Source organism: Paracoccus liaowanqingii, from assembly GCF_004683865.2.
Classification (GTDB): domain Bacteria; phylum Pseudomonadota; class Alphaproteobacteria; order Rhodobacterales; family Rhodobacteraceae; genus Paracoccus; species Paracoccus liaowanqingii.
In genome coordinates, this window is sequence record NZ_CP038439.1 from 2,767,937 (window position 1) to 2,787,012 (window position 19,076).

Annotated in this window: 19 protein-coding genes, 1 tRNA gene and 1 pseudogene; 11 read left to right on the forward strand and 10 right to left on the reverse strand. The window is 70.4% G+C overall.

Annotated features, from left to right (window positions below):
- The first annotated feature begins 9 nt into the window (after positions 1–9).
- Positions 10–1,023 (forward strand): serine hydrolase domain-containing protein, encoded by a 1,014-nt coding sequence (locus E4191_RS13385; RefSeq protein ID WP_135313842.1) that lies wholly within the window; start codon positions 10–12, stop codon positions 1,021–1,023.
- Positions 1,024–1,047: 24 nt separating this feature from the next.
- Here E4191_RS13385 and E4191_RS13390 read toward each other — a convergent pair whose 3' ends face one another.
- Entirely contained in the window at positions 1,048–1,497 is a 450-nt protein-coding gene (locus E4191_RS13390; protein ID WP_228461318.1) for an outer membrane protein assembly factor BamE, read from the reverse strand.
- A gap of 132 nt (positions 1,498–1,629) precedes the next feature.
- Between E4191_RS13390 and E4191_RS13395 the strand changes: the two genes are divergently transcribed.
- The 4 genes from E4191_RS13395 (at position 1,630) to E4191_RS13410 (ending at position 4,706) form a co-directional block, all read left to right on the forward strand.
- Entirely contained in the window at positions 1,630–2,163 is a 534-nt protein-coding gene (locus E4191_RS13395) for a YceD family protein (RefSeq protein ID WP_135313843.1), read from the forward strand.
- 234 nt (positions 2,164–2,397) lie between these two features.
- The gene (gene rpmF / locus E4191_RS13400) at positions 2,398–2,604 is read left to right on the forward strand and encodes a 50S ribosomal protein L32 (protein ID WP_135313844.1); all 207 of its coding nucleotides are present in this window, start codon (positions 2,398–2,400) and stop codon (positions 2,602–2,604) included.
- A 21-nt stretch (positions 2,605–2,625) separates the two neighbouring features.
- Positions 2,626–3,735 (forward strand): phosphate acyltransferase PlsX, encoded by a 1,110-nt coding sequence (gene plsX, locus E4191_RS13405; RefSeq protein WP_135313845.1) that lies wholly within the window; start codon positions 2,626–2,628, stop codon positions 3,733–3,735.
- Positions 3,735–4,706, forward strand: a complete 972-nt coding sequence (locus tag E4191_RS13410) for a beta-ketoacyl-ACP synthase III (RefSeq protein ID WP_135313846.1) — start codon at positions 3,735–3,737, stop codon at positions 4,704–4,706. Before plsX ends, E4191_RS13410 begins: the two co-directional genes overlap by 1 nt.
- Positions 4,707–4,771: 65 nt before the next feature.
- Here E4191_RS13410 and E4191_RS13415 read toward each other — a convergent pair whose 3' ends face one another.
- The gene (locus tag E4191_RS13415; protein WP_135313847.1) at positions 4,772–5,050 is read right to left on the reverse strand and encodes a DksA/TraR family C4-type zinc finger protein; all 279 of its coding nucleotides are present in this window, start codon (positions 5,048–5,050) and stop codon (positions 4,772–4,774) included.
- Between the two features lie 232 nt (positions 5,051–5,282).
- On the opposite strand from E4191_RS13415, the gene ihfA reads away from it, so the two are divergent.
- The 5 genes from ihfA (at position 5,283) to E4191_RS13440 (ending at position 7,891) form a co-directional block, all read left to right on the forward strand.
- Positions 5,283–5,585 (forward strand): integration host factor subunit alpha, encoded by a 303-nt coding sequence (ihfA, locus tag E4191_RS13420; RefSeq protein WP_111299768.1) that lies wholly within the window; start codon positions 5,283–5,285, stop codon positions 5,583–5,585.
- 15 nt (positions 5,586–5,600) lie between these two features.
- Positions 5,601–6,161 (forward strand): MerR family transcriptional regulator, encoded by a 561-nt coding sequence (locus E4191_RS13425; RefSeq protein ID WP_135313848.1) that lies wholly within the window; start codon positions 5,601–5,603, stop codon positions 6,159–6,161.
- 79 nt (positions 6,162–6,240) lie between these two features.
- Positions 6,241–6,318, forward strand: a tRNA-Pro gene (locus E4191_RS13430).
- A 71-nt stretch (positions 6,319–6,389) separates the two neighbouring features.
- Complete coding sequence (locus E4191_RS13435) at positions 6,390–7,460, forward strand: 2'-deoxycytidine 5'-triphosphate deaminase (protein ID WP_135313849.1); 1,071 nt, start codon at positions 6,390–6,392, stop codon at positions 7,458–7,460.
- 98 nt (positions 7,461–7,558) lie between these two features.
- The gene (locus E4191_RS13440; RefSeq protein WP_135313850.1) at positions 7,559–7,891 is read left to right on the forward strand and encodes a hypothetical protein; all 333 of its coding nucleotides are present in this window, start codon (positions 7,559–7,561) and stop codon (positions 7,889–7,891) included.
- Positions 7,892–7,910: 19 nt separating this feature from the next.
- Here the strand turns inward: E4191_RS13440 and E4191_RS13445 are convergent, their stop codons facing one another.
- The 8 genes from E4191_RS13445 to E4191_RS13480 form a co-directional block, all read right to left on the reverse strand.
- Positions 7,911–9,017, reverse strand: coding sequence for a THUMP domain-containing class I SAM-dependent RNA methyltransferase (locus E4191_RS13445; protein WP_135313851.1), 1,107 nt, complete (start codon positions 9,015–9,017; stop codon positions 7,911–7,913).
- A 62-nt stretch (positions 9,018–9,079) separates the two neighbouring features.
- Positions 9,080–9,295 carry a hypothetical protein gene (locus E4191_RS13450; protein WP_135313852.1) on the reverse strand — a complete coding sequence of 72 codons (216 nt, stop codon included), beginning with the start codon at positions 9,293–9,295 and terminating at the stop codon, positions 9,080–9,082.
- A 12-nt stretch (positions 9,296–9,307) separates the two neighbouring features.
- Positions 9,308–9,967: an SMC-Scp complex subunit ScpB gene (gene scpB, locus E4191_RS13455; RefSeq protein ID WP_228461320.1), complete on the reverse strand. Its 660-nt coding sequence runs from the start codon at positions 9,965–9,967 to the stop codon at positions 9,308–9,310.
- Positions 9,951–10,745 carry a segregation and condensation protein A gene (locus E4191_RS13460; protein WP_228461725.1) on the reverse strand — a complete coding sequence of 265 codons (795 nt, stop codon included), beginning with the start codon at positions 10,743–10,745 and terminating at the stop codon, positions 9,951–9,953. Before E4191_RS13460 ends, scpB begins: the two co-directional genes overlap by 17 nt.
- A gap of 40 nt (positions 10,746–10,785) precedes the next feature.
- On the reverse strand, positions 10,786–11,781 hold the full coding sequence (locus tag E4191_RS13465; RefSeq protein WP_228461322.1) for a glycoside hydrolase family 3 N-terminal domain-containing protein: 996 nt from the start codon (positions 11,779–11,781) through the stop codon (positions 10,786–10,788).
- Entirely contained in the window at positions 11,771–12,946 is a 1,176-nt protein-coding gene (locus E4191_RS13470; protein WP_135313854.1) for an SPOR domain-containing protein, read from the reverse strand. Before E4191_RS13470 ends, E4191_RS13465 begins: the two co-directional genes overlap by 11 nt.
- 73 nt (positions 12,947–13,019) lie before the next feature.
- On the reverse strand, positions 13,020–14,762 hold the full coding sequence (argS, locus tag E4191_RS13475; protein WP_135314479.1) for an arginine--tRNA ligase: 1,743 nt from the start codon (positions 14,760–14,762) through the stop codon (positions 13,020–13,022).
- A 69-nt stretch (positions 14,763–14,831) separates the two neighbouring features.
- The gene (locus E4191_RS13480) at positions 14,832–16,721 is read right to left on the reverse strand and encodes a cation:proton antiporter (protein ID WP_135313855.1); all 1,890 of its coding nucleotides are present in this window, start codon (positions 16,719–16,721) and stop codon (positions 14,832–14,834) included.
- 274 nt (positions 16,722–16,995) lie between these two features.
- Between E4191_RS13480 and E4191_RS24855 the strand changes: the two are divergent.
- Positions 16,996–18,648: pseudogene (locus E4191_RS24855) on the forward strand (DEAD/DEAH box helicase); the annotation flags it as partial.
- Positions 18,649–19,076: the final 428 nt, after the last annotated feature.

The following is a 19,076-nucleotide window of genomic DNA, read 5'->3' on the forward strand; positions in this document are numbered from 1 at the left end:
AGTGCGGCCATGAAACGCCGCACCCTGATCCTGACCGCCGCCGCCGCCCTTCCCCTGCTGGCCGCCCCCCGCATCGCGCAGGCTTCCCTGCAGCCCCTGCTGGCCGAGGCCCGCGGGCTTGCGCCGCTGCGCGCCATCGCGCTGTGGCGCGACGATGGCGGCCAGGGGTCGGAACTGGCGGCCGAGGGCTATCACGGCTTCACCCCCGACAGCCCCACGAACATCAAGTCGGCCTCGAAATCCGTGGTCTCGGCGCTGACCGGCATCGCCATCGGGCAGGGCCTGCTGGAGGGCGCGGACCAGCCCATCGCGCCTTTGCTGCGCGCCGACCTGCCGGCCGATCCCGATCCCCGGCTGGCCCGCGTCACCCTGGGCAACCTGCTGTCCATGCAGGCCGGGCTGGAGCGTCAGTCGGGCCAGAACTATGGCCGATGGGTCAACAGCCCCAACTGGGTGCGCAGCGCGCTGGCCGCCCCGTTCACGCAGGATCCGGGCACGCGGATGCAGTATTCGACCGCCTCGACCCATCTGGTCGCGGCGATCCTGACCCGCGTGACCGGGCAGCCGCTTCTGGACGTGGCGGGCGACTGGCTGGGACCGATCCCCGGGTTCCGCATCACCGGATGGGACCGCGATCCGCAAGGCATCTATCTGGGCGGCAACCAGATGGCGATGACCACCCGGTCGCTGCTGGCCTTCGGGGCGATGTATGCGCGGGGCGGCCAGGCGGGCGGGCGCCAGATCGTGCCCGGCCCTTGGATCGCGCAAAGCTGGCAGCGCCGCACCTCCAGCATCTTCAGCGGGCAGGGCTATGGCTATGGCTGGTTCCTGGGCCAGATGGCCGGACGCGAGGTCCGCTATGGCTGGGGCTATGGCGGGCAGATGGTCTATGTCTTCCCCGCGACGCGCCGCCAGCGCGCGCTGGCCATGGCGATGACCTCGGATCCGGACCTGCCCTCGGGCCGGACCGGGCATCGCGACGACCTGCACCGGATGGCGGAACGGCTGGCGGCGGCGGCCTGAGACAGGCCCCGCGCCGCCCCGTCGTCAGTCGATGAAGTCGCCTGCCTGGAAATTGCCCAGGTTTCCGAACAGCTGCCCGATCAGCGAGATCTCGGTCACGCTGCCATCGGTCACGCGGCGCGACAGGGTCACGACGCGGCCCCGCTCCAGCCCGAAGGTCTCGACATTGCTGACCACGCCGGTGGGCGCGAACGAGATCGCCACGACGCTGCGGTCGATCTCTTCCGAGGCGGCGGGGCCCATACGGCGCCAGCGCGACCCGACATAGTACCAGCCGGATCCGGTCAGCAGCCCCTGCGCCGAGGGGCGTCCGATCAGCGCGGGCAGGTCGTCGACGGTGGTCTGGCCGGGCACCACCTGCGCCAGATCCAGCGCGGGGGGCACGTAGCCGTGGTTGCGATAGATGGGTGCGCAGGCGGCAAGCCCGAGGACAGCCAGAATCGCCAGTGTCATCAGGGTCCTGATGGCGGTCATGGGCGGGTTCCCTCCTTGGGGCGGTTGACGCGGCCCGCCCTGCCTAGCAAACTCGGGCACCCTGCTCAAGAATATCAATCCGCGGGCCCGCGCCCCTGCCCTTCCCCCGCGCCCGACAGACAAAAGGCCTTCATGACCGATCCCGACAAGCATCCGCAGCGCCTGCGCGTCGCGCATCTGAACCCCAATGCGGCCACCCCCTTCCATCTGCGCCCGGCAGAGGAGGTCCGCGCCGCCATCGCCGCAGAGCTCGGGCTGGATGCCCTGTCCCGCCTGGACTTCGCGGGCCAGCTGCGCGGGCACGGCACCGATGGCTGGCTGCTGACCGGGACGCTGACCGCCCGCGTGACCCAGCCCTGCGTGGTGACGCTGAAGCCGGTGAAGAGCGACATCACCGATCAGGTGCGCATCCAGTTCACCCCGCATCTGGGCCAGCCCGAGGGCGACGAGGTCGAGATGCCCGACGAGACGCTGGAGCCCCTGGGCAATTTCATCGACCTCAGCGCGATCATGGTCGAGGCGCTGTCGCTGGCCCTGCCGGAATATCCCCGTGCCAAGGGCGCCGCGCTGACCGCCGCCGCCCCGCCGCCCGAGGATGCGGGCGACACCCGCCGCCCCTTCGCGGGCCTGGACAAGCTGCTGGGCGACAAGCCGCGCGAATCCTGACCCCCGCCCGGCCCACCCGCCGGCCGGGGAAAGCCCCGCAAGGGATGCATCCGTGCCGCACATGGCCGAAAATCGTGCCGGTGCAGGGCCAGAGGCGGTGCATTTCGCGCAACTGCCGGGCCTAGAGGGCTTGCGGGCCGGGAAGTGATCGCGTATCTGCGCGGTTCATTTACGAATTCAAATCCTGGATGCATCGGCGTTGCGGCGCGGCATCCCTTTACATCAGGTGGTGACATGGCTGTCCCTCAGAATCGCGTAACCCGGTCCAAGCGCAACATGCGCCGTGCGCATGACGCGCTGGTCGCGGGCAACCCGAACGAATGCTCGAACTGCGGCGAGCTGAAGCGCCCGCATCACGTCTGCCCGTCCTGCGGCCACTATGCCGACCGCGAAGTGATCGCGCAGGCGACCGAGGTTGACCTGGACGACGACGCGGCCTGATTTGGTCCGCAGCGCGTCCTGATGACCGTTTCCTCCGCGAGCACGCCGGCACCGCGCGCCCCTGACACCGGGGGCAGCGTGGTGATATCGGTTGATGCCATGGGTGGTGATCGCGGCCCCTCGGTCGTGGTCGCGGGCATGGCCGAAAGCGCCGAGAAGAACCCCGAGATCCGCTTCATCGTCCATGGCGATCAGGAGCAGCTGACGGGTCTGATCGCGCGCCGCAAGGTTCTGGCCGGCCGCTGCGACATCCGCCATGCGGGCGGCGTCGTCACCATGCACGACAAGCCCAGCCAGATCATCCGCAAGGGCGAGGGCACGTCCATGTGGTCCGCCGTCGAATCGGTCAAGCAGGGCGAGGCGCAGGTCGCGGTCTCCTGCGGGAACACCGGGGCGCTGATGGCGCTGTCGATGCTGCGCCTGCGCAAGCTGCCGGGCGTGAACCGCCCCGCCATCGCCTGCCTGTGGCCCTCGCGCAGCCCGCAGGGCTTCAACATCATGCTGGACGTGGGCGCCGACATCCGCGCCGATGCGCATGACCTGCTGCAATACGCGCTGATGGGCGCCTCCTACGCCCGCAACGGCCTGGGGGTCGAGATGCCCCGCGTCGGCCTGCTGAACGTGGGCACCGAGGAACACAAGGGCCGCGCCGAGCTGAAGCAGGCCCACGAGATGATCGAGCAGGCCGCACCCGGCAGCTTCACCTATGTGGGCTTCGTCGAGGGCGGCGATCTGCCCTCCGACCGCGTGGATGTGATCGTGACCGACGGGTTTACCGGCAATGTCGCCTTGAAGACCGGCGAAGGCACCGCCAAGCTGGTCGGAGATTTTCTCAAGGACGCCTTCTCGAACTCGATCATGTCGAAATTCGCGGCGGTGCTGGCCATGACCTCGCTGAAACGTCTCCAGAAACGCATCGACCCCCGCCGGGTGAACGGCGGGATCTTCCTGGGGTTGAACGGCACGGTCGTGAAATCGCACGGCTCGGCCGATGCGACCGGCGTGTCGGCAGCCATCAAGCTGGCCTTCACGCTGGCCAAGTCGGGCTTCCAGGACCGCCTGGCCGCCCGCGTGGCGCAGGGGGCGGTGGCCGCCTCGGTCAGTGCCGCCGAGGCCGGAGAGGCGTCGTGATGCGCCGCGCGATCATCCGGGGCACCGGGCACTACCTGCCCGAGCGCATCGTCGAGAACAGCTGGTTCGAGGACAAGCTGGAGACCTCGGACGAATGGATCCGGTCCCGCACCGGGATCGAACGCCGCCATTTCGCCGCCGAGGGCCAGACGACCAGCGACCTGGGCATCCGGGCCGCCCGGGCCGCGCTGGAGCGCGCCGGGATGGCGATCGGCGACATCGACGGGATCATCCTGGCGACCTCGACCCCCGATTTCACCTTTCCCGCCACCGCCACCATCGTGCAGGCGGGCCTGGGCATGTCGCGGGGCTTCGCCTTCGACGTGCAGGCCGTCTGCGCGGGCTTCGTCTTCGCGCTGGCCAATGCCGATGCGATGATCCGCGCGGGCCAGGCCGACCGCATCCTGGTGATCGGGGCCGAGACCTTCTCGCGCATCATGGACTGGACCGACCGGGGCACCTGCGTGCTGTTCGGCGACGGTGCCGGCGCCGTGGTGCTGGAGGCGCAGGACGGCGCCGGGACCAATGACGACCGGGGCATCCTGGCCTCGGACCTGAACAGCGACGGCAAGTATCGCGAGCTGCTTTATGTCGATGGCGGCGTCTCGGCCACCGGCACCGTGGGCAAGCTGCGCATGCAGGGCAATCTGGTCTTCCGCCACGCGGTCGAGAAGCTGGCCAGCACCGCAGATACCGCCTTGGGCCGGGCCGGTCTGACGGGGGCGGATGTGGACTGGCTGGTGCCGCATCAGGCCAACCTGCGCATCATCTCGGCCACCGCCCAGAAGATGGGGCTGCCGCTGGACAAGGTCGTGCTGACCGTGGCCGATCACGGCAACACCTCGGCCGCCTCGATCCCGCTGGCGCTGTCGGTGGCCGACGGTGCCGGGCGCTTTGCCCTAGGGCAGGTGCTGCTGACCGAGGCCATCGGCGGCGGGTTGAGCTGGGGCGCGGTCGTCCTGCGCTGGTAGGGGGGCGCTGCCCCCCGTCCTGTCGGACTCCCCCCGGGATATTTTCCCCAAGATGAAGCCGAAGCCTATTTCAGCAGGGCATCCTTGCTGGCGCGCCGGTTCGGGCCGCCCGCGGGGCGGCGGCTGTGGTCATGGCCGGACTGGCAGGCCACGCAGAGCTTGACCCCGGGCTGGGCCATGCGGCGCGCCTCGGGGATCGGCTCGTCGCATTCGGCGCAATGCTTCGCGCTGTCGCCCTGCGCCGCGCGGCGGGCGGCCGCCTGACGGGCCCGGGCGATGGCCTCGGCCGTGCTGATCTCGATCTGGTCGTTCACCGCGTCGTCGCGGGCCCATCCACCTGCCATCCGGCCCTCCTGTCATAGTCATCCACCGGTCCAAGATGGGGACGATGCGCTGCAATGCAAATGGGCAGACCCTGTCGGTCCGGCGCGGGCGGGTGCCCGTCAGGGTTGTGCGGATGGGCGGATTGCCGTCGCTTTGATCGGGACAAGTATCGGACGGGGAACGATTTCCCCGCCTTCTCGTTGACAGGCAACGCAAATCGAACCATCTTCCCCCCATTCAGAAGGATCGACCATGGGCGACAAGACCTTGACCCGAATGGACCTTGCCGAGGCGGTCTTCCGCGATGTCGGCCTGTCCCGTCACGAATCCGCGCAACTGGTCGAAAGCGTGCTGGACCACATCTCGGACGCGCTTGTCCGGGGGGAGCAGGTCAAGATCTCGTCCTTCGGGACGTTTTCGGTGCGTGACAAGAACGAACGGATCGGCCGCAACCCCAAGACCGGGGAAGAGGTGCCGATCACGCCTCGCCGCGTGCTGTCCTTCCGGCCCTCGCACCTGATGAAGGATCGCGTGGCGGCCGGAAACAAGCGATAGGCGCGTCGCGGCAGGATGGCCAAGGGCGCAGAGGCATTCCGGTCGATCGGCGAGGCGGCGGTGCTGATCGGCGTCGCGCCGCATGTCCTGCGCTACTGGGAGACGCAGTTCGCCGCCCTCAAGCCGATGAAGCGACCCGACGGGCGGCGTTATTACCGCCCCGCCGATCTGGATCTGGCGGCCGGGATCTGCGCGTTGCTGCGCGATGACGGGCTGACGATCCGGGGCGCGCGCAAGCTGATCGACCAGGATCGGGGCGAGAGCGTGCGCAGGCGCGGCGCGGCCCATCTGGCGGCGCTGGCCGCCGCCGCATCCGCCATGCCCCCCCTGCCCGATCCGGCGCCCCATGCCGAGGAGATGCCCCCCATGTCCGACAACCTGCCCCTGCCGCCTGCCGATCCCGCGCCGGCCCCCCTGTTCCCTGACCTGGACCGGGCCCACCGGCATGCCGTCTGGCTGGCGCGGCTGACCCAGGTCACCCGGCATCTGCAGCAGATCACGCCCGCCGATCCGCGCTGGCCGGGGGTGCGGCCGGTCGCGCTGCGGCTTGGTCAGGCGATGTTGCAGCTTGCCTGACGGGTCATTGCGATTTGGTGTCGATTTCCGCCTTGCAGCCCTTGTGCTGGTCCGCCGGATCGCACTATAGGGGGCTCGTCGGGCCGTGGCGCAGCCTGGTTAGCGCGTCCGTCTGGGGGACGGAAGGCCGAGAGTTCGAATCTCTCCGGCCCGACCATTCCGAAAACGCCCATTCCCTTGCGGGGATGGGCGTTTCCCTTTTCCCCCTTCCCTGCTGGAGAGTTCAGGATGAACGGCGTTCTGCCCGACCACCGGATCCGCGACCTGATCGCCCGAGGCGCCATCCGGGCCGACCTGCCCGTCACGCCCGAACAGATCCAGCCCGCCAGCCTGGACCTGCGCTTGGGGACCACCGCGCTGCGGCTGCGGGCCAGTTTCCTGGCGGGGCGCGGCAAGCGCATCGCGGACCGGCTGGACGATTTCTGCATGCACCGGATGGACCTGTCGGAGGGCGCCGTGCTGGAGCGCGGCTGCGTCTACCTGATCCCGCTGCAGGAGGCGATCACCCTGCCCGCCGGGATCTCGGCCGTGGCCAACGCGAAATCCTCGACCGGGCGGCTGGACCTGCTGACCCGGCTGGTCACCGATGACGGGACCGAGTTCGACCGCCTGCCCGAGGGCTATGACGGGCCCCTCTACGCCGAGATCTGCCCGCGCAGCTTTTCCGTTCTGGTGCGTCCCGGCATGCGGCTGAACCAGCTGCGCCTGCGGCAGGGCCAGGCGGCGCTGACGGACGCGGAACTGACCGCGCTGCATGCCGAGCAGCCGCTGGTCGGCGGGGCGCCCGCGCTGATCGACCAGGGCCTGGGGTTCTCGGTGGACTTGCGCCCCGCCGCGGGCGATCTGGTGGGCTATCGGGCGCGGCCCCATAGCGGCGTGATCGACCTGGACCGCATCGGCGCCTATCCCACGACCGAGTTCTGGGACGAGCTGCGCACGACCCAAGGGCGGCTGATCCTGGACCCCGGCGCCTTCTACATCCTCGTCAGCCGCGAATCGGTGGCCATCCCCGCCGACTATGCCGCCGAGATGGCGCCCTATCTGGCCATGGTGGGCGAATTTCGCGTCCATTACGCGGGCTTCTTCGATCCGGGCTTCGGCATCGGGGACGCGGGCGCCGGGGCGCGGGGCGTCCTGGAGGTCCGCTGCCACGAGGCGCCCTTCGTGCTGGAACACGGCCAGACGGTCGGGCGGCTGGTCTATGAGCGGATGAGCGGCCGGCCGGAGCGGCTTTATGGCGAGGGGATCAGGTCCAACTATCAGGGCCAGGGGCTGAAGCTGGCCAAGCAGTTCGTCTGACCCTCCGCACACCCAGAGACGGCGACACCGCACGTCCCGCTTCTTTCAAGGCGCGCATCGTGGCATGATCCGTATCGTTAACGGTTCATGGTGTACAGATGTTGTTAACGAACAGTCTTGTCCTGCTGTCGATCGTCACGGCGCTGACCATCGGCGGCGACTATCTCATCAAATCGGCGACGGTGCATACGGCGGGGATGGGCTCGGGCCTGTTTCTGATCGCCGTCGGCCTCTATGCGCTGTCGGCCATCGGCTGGTACTTCCTGATGCGCCACCACCCGCTGACCTGGATCGCGGTCACCTATTCGGGGGCGACGCTGATCATGCTGACCCTGCTGGGGGTGGTCGTCTTCGGCGAGCAGATGGGGCGGCGCGACATCGCGGCGGTCGCGATGGCCCTGGGCGCGATCCTGCTGGTCGAGACGTCCTGACCGGCCACCGCCCAAACCGTCACAGGGGGCCCGTCTGCCACAGGCGGACCTTCAGCCCGCCATGCGCCACGATCGGCCCCGGCGCCTGCCACGGCAGGCCGGTGGCCTTGGCCAAGCCCGCCTCCGAGGTCACGATGCCCACGCGCCAGCCCTGAAAGCGGGTGCGGAAGACCTCGCCCATCTGGGCGTGCAGGCCGAACAGCGGGCCCTTGCCGCCGATCCGGGCGCCATAGGGCGGGTTCACGATGACGATGCCCGGCGCGCCCTCGGGGCGCTGCAGGTCGAAGATCTGGCAGGCCTCGAAGCAGGTGATGTCGGTCACCCCGGCGCGGGCGGCATTGGCGAGGCTCATGCGGATGGCGCCGGGATCGCGGTCGCTGCCGATGAACTGTGCGGGTGCCGGGCGGGGCGTCACCGCGTCCTTCATCCGGGCGAAGGCGGAGGCGTCGTAATTCGCCAGCTGCTGGAAGGCGAAGGCGCGCGAGCGGCCCGGCGCAAGGCCAAGCGCCATCTCGGCGGCCTCCAGCACGAAGGTGCCCGACCCGCACATCGGGTCCAGCACCGGCTGGCTGCCGTCATATCCCATCTGGGCCAGGAACATCGCGGCCATGGTCTCGCGCATGGGGGCCTTGGCGACGGCCTCCTTGTGGCCGCGCTTGTGCAACGATTCGCCGGTCGTATCCAGGCTGAAGGTCACCAGATCATCCTCGATCCGCGCCTTGACGGTGATCGGCGCGTCGTCGGCCAAGGGGGCGCCCAGCTCTTCGGTGATCGCGCGTTCGATCCGCTGCGTGGCGGCCCCGGCATGATAGATCCTGGAGACGCGGCAGACCGACTCCACCTTGACCGCCAGGTCGGGGCGCAGCAGGTCGCCCCAAGGGAACTTGCGCGCCCGCTTGTCCAGCTGCGCCAGATGCATGGCACGAAAGCCGCCGATGCGGGCCAGCACCCGGGTGGCGCCGCGCATCATCAGGTTGGCGCGCCAGACATCCGGCCAGCCGCCCCGGATGGTGACGCCGCCGGGCTGGATGACGGGGGTCCAGCCCAAGGCCGCGGCCTCGGCGGCCAGTGGAGCCTCGAGGCCGGGCGTTGCCACCAGGAAGATGTCGAATTCGGTGATGTCCATCGCGCAGCCCTAGCGCGGGCCGCGCGTCATGGCCAGAGGGGCCAGTCTTCGGACAGGCAGGGTCAGCGCCGCGTCAGGCGGCTGAGCGTGCGCATCTTCCGGGCCAGATCGGCGGACCCGTTCGGCTGGCCCCGGCCCTGCCCGGCGCCCGGCTGGCCACCGACGGGCGGCTTGCCCTTGCCGCGGGACATCTTGGCGACGCCCTTGTTGATGCCCCAGTTCATCGCCCGCCGCATGACGAGACGGGTAAACATGTTGAACAGCATATTCATATTCATGGTCGCACCTTTTCACTCGTCGTCGAACAGCTCCTGCGGAACGGGGGCCGGGTCGTCAGGTTCCATATCATCATCCCCCGGCCCGCCCGCAAGGGGCAGGCCCAGCCCCTCGGCGGGCGGGCGGGACTCCAGCAGCCCCGCCGCCCGCAATTCGGACAGGCCGGGCAGATCGCGGGCTGATTCCAGGCCGAAATGGTCCAGGAAGGCCTCGGTCACCACGAAGGTCGCGGGCCGGCCCGGCGACATGCGCCGCCGCCCCATGCGCACCCAGCCCATCTCGATCAGCTGGTCCAGCGTGCCGCGGCTGACGGCGACGCCGCGCACCTCCTCGATCTCGGTGCGGGTGACGGGCTGGTGATAGGCGATGATGGCCAGCGTCTCGGTGGCGGCGCGCGACAGGCGGCGGGTCTCGACCGTCTCGGCCTGCATCAGGAAGGACAGGTCCGGCGCGGTGCGGAAGGCGTGCCCCTCGCCGATCCGCTCCAGCACCACCCCGCGCCCGGCATAGGTCCGGCGCAGCCCGGCCAGCGCCTCGGCGGGATCGCAGCCCTCGGGCATGCGCGCGGCCAGTTCGGCCACCGTCAGGGGCCGGGTCGCGGCGAACAGGATCGCCTCGACCATGCGCTCCTGCCGGGCCAGGGGATGAGGGACGAAATCAGGGGCGGTCGTCATGGGATTTGTGCCGGTAATGGATGGGCGCGAAGGATCTGTCCTGCCGTATCTCCAGCCGGCCCTGTCGCGCAAGCTCCAGCGAGGCGGCGAAGGTGGCCGCCGTCGCGCTGCGCCGCCGCGCCGGGTCGCTCTGCCAGCCCTCGGGCAGGAAGACCGCCAGATCGGTCCAGTCGCCGGTAAAGCCGATCAGGCGGCGCATCCGTTCCAGCGCCTGTTCCATGGTGAAGACGTCGTGGCGGTCGAAGGCATAGGGGCGGAATTCCTCGCGGGTCTTCAGCCGGGCATAGGCGCGCATCAGGTCGATCAGCCCGGCCTGCCATTCCGTGCGGCGGTGGCGGGCCACGGTCTCGGGCGCGCCCCGGGCAAAGCGATGCTGGCCAAGCCGGTCGCGTCCCATCAGCTGCGCCGCCACCTGCCGCATCGCGGCCAGGCGTTCCAGCTGGAAGGCCAGATGCGCGGCCATGTCCTGGGCCGAGGGGCCGGGCGCCTCGGGGTCCGGGGGCAGCAGCAGGCGTGATTTCAGGAAGGCCAGCCAGGCGGCCATGACCAGGTAATCCGCCGCCAGCTCGATCCGCAGCGCGCGGGCCTCCTCGACGAAGGTCAAATACTGTTCGGCCAGATCCAGCACGCGGATCTTCAGCAGGTCCACCTTCTGCGTGCGCGCCAGCGTCAGCAGCAGGTCCAGCGGCCCCTCATAGCCGTCGACATCGACGATCAGCGCCTCGTCGGCGCGGCGCCGCGCGACGGCGGCGGCATCCTCGGGGGTCGGGTCGGGCAGGGACAGGGGGGCCTCCTCGGGGATCGGGCGGACGGGCCGCTCAGGCGACCAGCGTCTGCCATTCGGCGCGCAGCGCGGCAAGGTCGGCGTCGGCGGGCGACAGGCGGCGGGCCAGCGCGGCCTCGGCCCGGCGGGCCGCATCCGGGGTCAGGGGGCCTGCCGCCTGCACGACCGGGCCCATCTCGGCCACCGTGCCGTTGCAATGCAGCACCAGATCGCAGCCCGCCGCGATCGAGGCCGCCGCCCGCTCGGCCTGCGTGCCCGACAGGGCATTCATGGTGATGTCGTCGGTCATCAATAGCCCGTCAAAGCCGATCCGGTCGCGGATCAGCCCGATCATGCGGACAGATGCCGTGGCCGGCGCATCATCCAGCGCCGTGAAGCGGATATGTGCGGTCATGCCCATCGGCAGATCGTTCAACGCGCGGAAGGGCGCGAAATCCATCGCATCCAGGTCCTCCAGCGCCGCATCCACCACCGGCAGGTCGTGATGGCTGTCGGCCAAGGCGCGTCCGTGGCCCGGCATGTGCTTGACCACCGGCAGCACGCCCGCCGCCAGCAGCCCGTCCGCCGCCGCGCGGCCCAGCAGGGCCACCCGGGCCGGGTCGGAGCCCAGACAGCGGTTGCGCAGGAAGGGATGGGTCGCGTCCTGCGCCACGTCCAGCGTGGGGGCGCAATCCGAGTCGATGCCCACCGCGCGCAACTCCTGCCCGATCAGGTGATAGCGCAGCCACATCGCGCGCGGCCCCGCCACCGCCTGATCCAGCGGCGCGGGCCAGTCGATCCAATGGGGCGCGCGCAGGCGCTGGACGCGCCCGCCCTCCTGATCGACGGTGATGACCGCGTCGCGGCCCACCGCCGCGCGCAGATCGCCGGTCAGGCGGCGCAGCTGGTCGGGGCTGTCCACGTTGCGCCCGAAGAGGATGAAGCCCCAAGGGTCGGCCTCGCGGAAGAAGGCGGCCTCGTCCGGGGTCAGGGTCGGGCCGGCGATGCCCCCCAGGATGGTCGCGCTGCCGGCCACCGGATCAGCCGCCAAGCGCCAGGCAGTCCGTCCCCGAGGATTGCAGCGCCGAGCAGAACTGCCGCGCCTCGGACAGCGTGCCGAAGCCCGCGACCCGCAGCCGCCAGAAGGTGCGGCCGTTCGACTGGTGTTCCTGGATGACCGGCGACTTGCCCGAGAACAGGCCGCCATTGCGCCCCGCCAGCCGCTGCCATTCGCCCGTGGCGATGGCGTTGCTGTCGAAGGCGCCGACCTGCACGACCGGGCCGCCGGCACTGCTGCTGGCCGCGACCGGCGCGGGCTCCGGGGCGGGGGCCGCCTCCGGGGTGGCGGGCCGGGCGGCGGGCGCCTCGGCGGCGGCGGTCTGCACGACCGCGGGCTGGGCGGCGGCGGCGGCCGGAGCGGCCGAGACGCGGGTCACGCGCGGACGCGGCGTGGGCCGGGTCGAGGCAACCAGCATGCCGGGATCCGCCTCGGCCTGGGCCTGGGCCAACGCCTCGGCGATGGCGGCGGCCTGGGCGGGCACGCCGTTCTCGTCGGTCACGACCTCGGTCACCGGGCCCTCGCTGGCGGGGGCGTCGATGATGGCGGCCTCGTTCACGGCCTGATCGGCCAGCGCACGCTCGGCGGCGGCGGCCTCGGTCGCGGCGGCCAGGGCGCGGGCCTCGCTGTCGGACAGCGGCACGATCGGTTCGCCCGCGAAGGTCAGGGGCGTCTCGGACGGGTTCGAGGGTTCGCGGGCCAAAGCACCCAGTTCGCCCATCGCGACGTCATCCTCGGACAGGTCGACCGGAGCCGGGGCGATGGCGACCTCTTGTGCCGGGGTCATCGCCTGACCGCCCGCGACCGAGTTCACCGCCAGCCCCGTGTGGTTGGTCAGCTGGCCGCCAGGGTTCTCGGCGGTGGTCCGGGCCTCGCCCTCGATGGCGCGGATGATCGGCACGCCCGACACGTCGCGCGACACCATCTGCCAGCCCCAGGCCAGCAGGCCGACCATCAGCGCGACCGAGGCCACGGCGCCGACATAATGCGTCACCCGTGCCAGGCGCGCCGACAGCCCGTCGGCGTCGGTCGGCGCCGGGGCGGTGCCCTGCCCCGCCTCGGCCTGGCCGTTCCAGCCCGCCTGATCGTAAGAGAATTCGCGCTTCACCTTGTGACGCGAGAACACATAGCCGCCTTCGCGGAAATCCATCACTGCCATATTCGCCTGCCCGCCGGTTGTTCCGGATTAACGTTTTGCCTGCTCTCAGCACATCCGGCGGCGACGCATTCGGTCAGCGCATTTCTTCCGCCGGAGTGACGCCAAGAATAGCGAGACCGGATGAAATAACAACGCCAACCGCCCGGACCAGCGCAATTTTTCCCTGACTTGTGACCGCGTCGCCGTCCTGGATGAACCGCAGCGAGGTGTCGTCATTGCCGCGATTCCACAGCGAATGCAGGTCGGAGGCCAGTTCATAGAGGAAGAAGGCCACGCGATGCGGCTCGTGCGCGCGTGCCGCATGTTCGACCAGTCGCGGCCATTCGGCGACCTTGCGGGCCAGTTCCAGCTCGGCCGGATGGGCCAGAACGGACAGATCGGCACCCGCCAGGGTCGAATCGTCGACCGCGATACCCGCCTCGGTCGCGCGGCGCAGGACCGAGTGGACGCGGGCGCTGGCATATTGCACGTACCAGACCGGGTTGTCCTTGGACTGTTCCAGCACGCGGGCGAAGTCGAAATCCAGCGCCGCGTCGTTCTTGCGCGTCAGCATGATGAAGCGGGTGACATCTGCCCCCGCCTCCTCCACCACGTCGCGCAGGGTGACGAAGGTGCCGGCGCGCTTGGACATCTTGAACGGCTCGCCGTTCTTGTAGAGCTTCACCAGCTGGATCAGCTTGACGTCCAGCGGCACCCGGCCGTTCGACAGCGCGCGGACGGCCGCGTTCATGCGCTTGACGTAGCCGCCATGGTCGGCGCCGAAGACGTCGATCAGCTGGTCGAAGCCCCGGTCGATCTTGTCCCAGTGATAGGCGATGTCGGGTGCGAAATAGGTCCAGGCGCCGTCCGATTTCTGGATCGGCCGGTCCACGTCGTCGCCATGCGCGCTGGACCGGAACAGCAGCTGCTCGCGCGCCTCCCAATCCTCGGGCAGCTTGCCCTTGGGGGGCTCCAGCGTGCCGCGATAGATCAGGCCCATCGCGTCCAGCCGCGCGATCGCGGCCTCGATCCGGCCGGTGCCGTAAAGCGCCTTTTCGCTGGAATAGACATCCATCTGCACGCCAAGGACGGCCAGATCGCCGCGGATCTGTTCCATCATCCGTTCGGTGGCGAAGTCGCGGATCTCCTCCAGCCAGTCCTCTTCGGGGCGGTCCAGCAGGCTGTCGCCGTACTTGGCCTTCAGCGCCTCGCCCACCGGGATCAGATAGTCGCCGGGATACAGCCCCTCGCGGATTTCCGGCTCCAGCCCGTTGGCCTCGCGATAGCGTTCATAGGCGGACCGGGCCAGCACATCGACCTGCGCGCCACCGTCGTTGATGTAGTATTCGCGCGTCACGTCATGGCCGCTGAACGACAGCAGGCGGGCCAGCGCATCGCCGAAGACCGCGCCCCGCACATGGCCCACATGCATCGGGCCGGTGGGGTTGGCGCTGACGAATTCCACGTTGACCTTGGACCCCGCCCCCATGTCCGAGCGGCCGAACTCGGGCCCGGCCTTCAGCGCCGCGGCGATCACGCCCTGCCAGACGACGGGCGACAGGCGCAGGTTCAGGAAACCGGGCCCTGCGACCTCGGCGGCGGTGATGCGCGGATCGGTCAGGCGGGCGGCCAGCCGGTCGGCGATGTCGCGGGGCTTCATGCGGGCGGGCTTGGCCAGCACCATCGCGGCATTGGTCGCCATGTCGCCATGCGCCGGATCGCGCGGCGGCTCGACCGTGACATTGGCAAGGTCCAGGCCCCCGGGCAGCTCGCCCGCCTGCACCATCCGGTCCAGCGCCTCGACGACGACGCCGCGAAGATCCGTGAAAAGGTTCATCATGTGCTTCCTGATTGACCCGAGCGGGTTAACGCCCCGGACCGGGGGAGGTCAACACATTGGCCCGATTCAGCTGGTGGTTTCGCCCTTTTCGCGGTGGTCGCGGGCGACGTCGGCGGCCTCGGCCGCGATCTCGGGAGCGGGGGCATCCTCGGCCCGCGACTGTTCGGGGGGCAGGAAGGCGGTGATCCAGTCGCCCGCCGCCAGCGTCACCGGCGTGCCCTCGGTCGCAAAGCGCAGGCTGCCGGTCTTGGACACAACCGCGAAGGGCTCGGCGCCGGGACGGTCGGCGGCCCAGTCCTCCATGTCGTATTCCTCGGTCAGGCGGGTGCTGCGCAGGGTCCAGCCCTCGGCCAGGCGCTGGTTGGCGATCTGGAAGGTCGGCCGCCCCTCCAGCCGCTGCCCGCCCAGCTGCGCGGGCAGGGCATGGCGGGCGTGATCGCGTTCCCGGCTGATCTGCCAGACGGCGTCGCGGCCCAGATGCGGGCCCAGATCGGTGGCGACCAGCGTGTTGTAGGCATCGTTGTCCGAGGCCGCCAGCACCGCCGGATAGGCGATGAACTCGACCTGATGCTCCGCCGTCTCGCCCAGGATGTCGCCGTAATAGGTGGGAATGCCCGCCTGCCGCGCCTTGGTGAGGTGCTGGCGGTTGGTGTCGGCGACCAGCGTGTCGACCCCCGCCTTCTTCAGCGCCTGCGCCAGGGCCACCGCGAAGGGCGACCCGCCGACCAGCAAGAGGCCCGGACGGTCCGCCCCCGACAGGCCCAGCCTGCGCGCCAGCGGCGCCAGCGTGAAGCCGTGGATGACCACGGTCGACAGCACGATGATGAAGGCCAGGGGCGCCAGCGCCGCGCCGTCCGCGATCCCCGCCTCGACCAGCTTGTCGCCGAAGAGGCCCGAGACCGCGACCATGACCACGCCGCGCGGGCCGGTCAGGGCGATCAGCCAGCGCTCGTTCATCGGCAGCTTGGTCCCGATCAGCGGGATCAGCACCTGCAGGGGCCGCGCCAGCGCCACGGTGAAGATCACGAACAGCGCCGCGCGCCAGGTCAGCTCGCCCAGGGTGGCGAAGTCCAGCGAGGCCGCCATCAGCACGAACACGCCCGAGACCAGCAGGATCGTCGCGTGTTCCTTGAAGCGGTGCAGCTCGGCATAGGAGGACAGCTTGGCGTTGGCCAGGACCATGCCCATGATGGTCACGGCCAGCAGGCCGGTCTCGTGCAGCACGCTGTCGGTGGCGGCGAAGACGGCGATGACGCCCACGAACAGGACCGGCACCTTCATGTATTCGGGCACCCAGGCCCGGGTGAAGGCAAGCGCCATGAACCGGCCCGCGGCCCAGCCCAGGGCGGCGGCAAAGCCGATTCCCGACCCGATGAGCCAGGCGGCCGCGCCGACCGACAGGCCGGTCTCCAGCACCAGCACGACCTCGAGGACCAGCACCGCGATCAGCACGCCGATGGGGTCGTTGACGATCGCCTCCCATTGCAGGATCTGGGCGGGCCGGGCGCGCAGGCGGGCCTGGCGCAGCATGGGCGCGATGACGGTGGGGCCGGTCACGACCATGACGCCGCCGAAGACCGCCGCCGACTGCCAGGACAGGCCCACCGCCAGCCACAGGACCAGCGCCGACAGCGCCCAGCCCAGGGGCGCGCCCAGATAGACCAGCCGCTGCACCGGCGACCGGCTGTCGCCCAAGCGCCCGTAATCCAGAGTCAGCCCGCCCTCGAACAGGATGATGGCGACCGCCACGGCGATCAGCGGGCGATAGATCGGCCCCAGGTCGCGGTCCGGCAGGAACAGGCCGAAGACCGGCCCGACCAGCAGCCCGATCCCCAGCATCAGCACGATCGCGGGCAGCTTGAAGCGCCAGGCCAGCCATTGCGCGCCCACGCCCAGGACACCGACCAGCGCCACCACCTGCACCGGGCTGAGGCCCGGCACCATCTCTCTGTCCATGGCGGCCCCCTCGTCGTCCGGCTGTCGCGGACAAGCCCGTGGCGGGCCGCACGGTTCCGGTCAAGCGTAACGTGGGGTACCCTCGTCGGGCACCGTGCTGCAAAAGATTGACGCGGCACGCCGATTGGTCTAGGCGGTGCGGGTCTGCGTCCGGCAGACATCAAGGCGGGGCGTCCGTGACTGCGTCCCAACTTTGCCGCTTTGTCGCCTGAACAGGCGCGCGGCATGGAACGCAACGTGCCCGGCAAGGGCGCGGCTTAATGGAAAGCCCCGAATGACCAAATTCTCCGATCTGAAGCTTGACCCCAAGGTGCTGCAGGCCGTGCTGGAAGCCGGCTACGAGACACCGACGCCGATCCAGATGGGCGCCATCCCGCCCGCGCTGGAAGGCCGCGACGTGCTGGGGATCGCGCAGACCGGAACCGGCAAGACGGCGGGCTTCGTGCTGCCGATGATCACGCTTCTGGGTCGCGGGCGCGCCCGCGCGCGCATGCCGCGCAGCCTGGTCCTGTGCCCGACGCGCGAGCTGGCCGCCCAGGTGGCCGAGAACTTCGACACCTATTCCAAGCACACCCGCCTGACCAAGGCGCTGCTGATCGGCGGCGTCAGCTTCGGCGAGCAGGACAAGCTGATCGACCGCGGCGTCGACGTGCTGATCGCCACGCCGGGGCGCCTGCTGGACCATGTCGAGCGCGGCAAGCTGCTGCTGACCGGCGTGCAGATCATGGTCGTGGACGAGGCCGACCGCATGCTGGACATGGGCTTCATCCCCGATATCGAGCGCATCTTCCAGCTGACGCCCTTCACCCGCCAGACGCTGTTCTTCAGCGCCACCATGGCGCCCGAGATCGAGCGCATCACCAACACCTTCCTGCACTCGCCCGAACGGGTCGAGGTTGCCCGCCAGGCCTCGGCCAGCGAGACGATCACGCAGCGCCTGGTGCAGATGGCCCCGGCCCGCCGCGACGTGGCCGCCCGGCAGAAGCGCGACCTGCTGCGCGCCCTGATCGACGCCGAGGGCGACCTGCTGACCAACGCCATCATCTTCTGCAACCGCAAGACCGACGTGGACATCGTGTCCAAGTCGCTGGCCAAGTACGGCTATGACGCGGCCCCCATTCACGGCGACCTGGACCAGAGCCAGCGCACGCGCACGCTGGAATCCTTCCGCGACGGCAAGCTGCGGCTGCTGGTCGCCTCGGACGTGGCGGCGCGGGGCTTGGACATCCCGGCGGTCAGCCACGTGTTCAACTTCGACCTGCCCAGCCATGCCGAGGATTACGTCCACCGCATCGGCCGCACCGGCCGGGCGGGACGCTTGGGCACCTCGATCAGCATCGGCCTGCCCTCGGACGAGAAATACCTGACCGCCATCGAACAGCTGCTCAAGCAGAGCCTGCCCCGCGTCGAGATGCCCGAGGGCTTCACCGCCTCGGACGCCCCCGCCGCCGAGGATCGCCCCCGCGACGGCCGCAAGGGCGATGACGACCGCAGCAAGTCCGAGGATCGCAAGGGCGGGTCGCGCGAACGCGGCCGCCGTCGTCGCGACGCCGAGCCGCAGCCGCAGACCCCTGTCGAACCGTCGGTCGAGCCCCGCGCCGAGGCCCAGCCCGCCCCCGTGGCCGAGCCCGCAGCCGAGCCCGCCCCCCAAGCCCAGCCCGACGCGCGCGTGGACAGCCGGTTCGAGCCGCGCCGGGACACTCGGCACCGCGACGAGTCCCGCCCGTCCGAACCGCGCCGCGACGAGCCCCGCAAGGAAGAGGTCCGCGCCGAACAGCCCGCCCGGGACGAGACCCGCCGGGAGGAGCCGCGCCGTGACGATCGGCGCGACGACCGCCGGGGCGAGCGCCGCGACGGACGCCGCGGACGCGACCAGGACGGCCGCGGCAGCGACGGCAACCGGGGCCATCAGGTGATGGGCCTGGGCGATCACGTCCCGCAATTCATGCTGGTCGAACTGCGCAGCATGGGCCTGTCGGACGACGTCGCCCCCCGCGCCGATGCCGCCCCTGCCCCCGAGGCAGAGCCGGTGGCCGAGGCCAAGCCGGCCCGCCGCACCCGCGGTCGCGGTCGCGGCAAGGCGCAGACCGAGCCCGAGGCCCGGACCGACGCCCCCGCACCGCAAGCCGTGGCGGATGCCGCGATCCCGGCGATCGACCCCAAGGCCGTTGCCGAGCCCGCTCCGGCCAAGCCCAAGCGCAGCCGCAGCCGCAAGACCCCGGTCGCGGAGACTCCGGCCGCCGAGGCCCCGGCGGATAGCGCCCAGGATGCCGCGCCTGCAGCCGCCACCCCGGCCGACGCGGCCCCCGAGGCCGTGGCCGAAAAGCCCAAGCGCGGTCGCCCGCGCAAGACGCC

Bases quoted from the DNA above. Each gene is read 5' to 3' on its own strand.
- rpmF (WP_135313844.1), top strand. From the start codon at position 2,398: ATGGCTGTCCCTCAGAATCGCGTAACCCGGTCCAAGCGCAACATGCGC.
- ihfA (WP_111299768.1), top strand. From the start codon at position 5,283: ATGGGCGACAAGACCTTGACCCGAATGGACCTTGCCGAGGCGGTCTTC.
- E4191_RS13390 (WP_228461318.1), bottom strand. From the start codon at position 1,497: ATGACCGCCATCAGGACCCTGATGACACTGGCGATTCTGGCTGTCCTC.
- E4191_RS13470 (WP_135313854.1), bottom strand. From the start codon at position 12,946: ATGGCAGTGATGGATTTCCGCGAAGGCGGCTATGTGTTCTCGCGTCAC.
- E4191_RS13410 (WP_135313846.1), top strand. From the start codon at position 3,735: ATGCGCCGCGCGATCATCCGGGGCACCGGGCACTACCTGCCCGAGCGC.
- argS (WP_135314479.1), bottom strand. From the start codon at position 14,762: ATGAACCTTTTCACGGATCTTCGCGGCGTCGTCGTCGAGGCGCTGGAC.
- E4191_RS13450 (WP_135313852.1), bottom strand. From the start codon at position 9,295: ATGAATATGAATATGCTGTTCAACATGTTTACCCGTCTCGTCATGCGG.
- E4191_RS13440 (WP_135313850.1), top strand. From the start codon at position 7,559: ATGTTGTTAACGAACAGTCTTGTCCTGCTGTCGATCGTCACGGCGCTG.
- E4191_RS13445 (WP_135313851.1), bottom strand. From the start codon at position 9,017: ATGGACATCACCGAATTCGACATCTTCCTGGTGGCAACGCCCGGCCTC.
- E4191_RS13385 (WP_135313842.1), top strand. From the start codon at position 10: ATGAAACGCCGCACCCTGATCCTGACCGCCGCCGCCGCCCTTCCCCTG.
- E4191_RS13415 (WP_135313847.1), bottom strand. From the start codon at position 5,050: ATGGCAGGTGGATGGGCCCGCGACGACGCGGTGAACGACCAGATCGAG.
- E4191_RS13435 (WP_135313849.1), top strand. From the start codon at position 6,390: ATGAACGGCGTTCTGCCCGACCACCGGATCCGCGACCTGATCGCCCGA.
- E4191_RS13480 (WP_135313855.1), bottom strand. From the start codon at position 16,721: ATGGACAGAGAGATGGTGCCGGGCCTCAGCCCGGTGCAGGTGGTGGCG.
- E4191_RS13395 (WP_135313843.1), top strand. From the start codon at position 1,630: ATGACCGATCCCGACAAGCATCCGCAGCGCCTGCGCGTCGCGCATCTG.
- scpB (WP_228461320.1), bottom strand. From the start codon at position 9,967: ATGACGACCGCCCCTGATTTCGTCCCTCATCCCCTGGCCCGGCAGGAG.
- E4191_RS13425 (WP_135313848.1), top strand. From the start codon at position 5,601: ATGGCCAAGGGCGCAGAGGCATTCCGGTCGATCGGCGAGGCGGCGGTG.
- plsX (WP_135313845.1), top strand. From the start codon at position 2,626: ATGACCGTTTCCTCCGCGAGCACGCCGGCACCGCGCGCCCCTGACACC.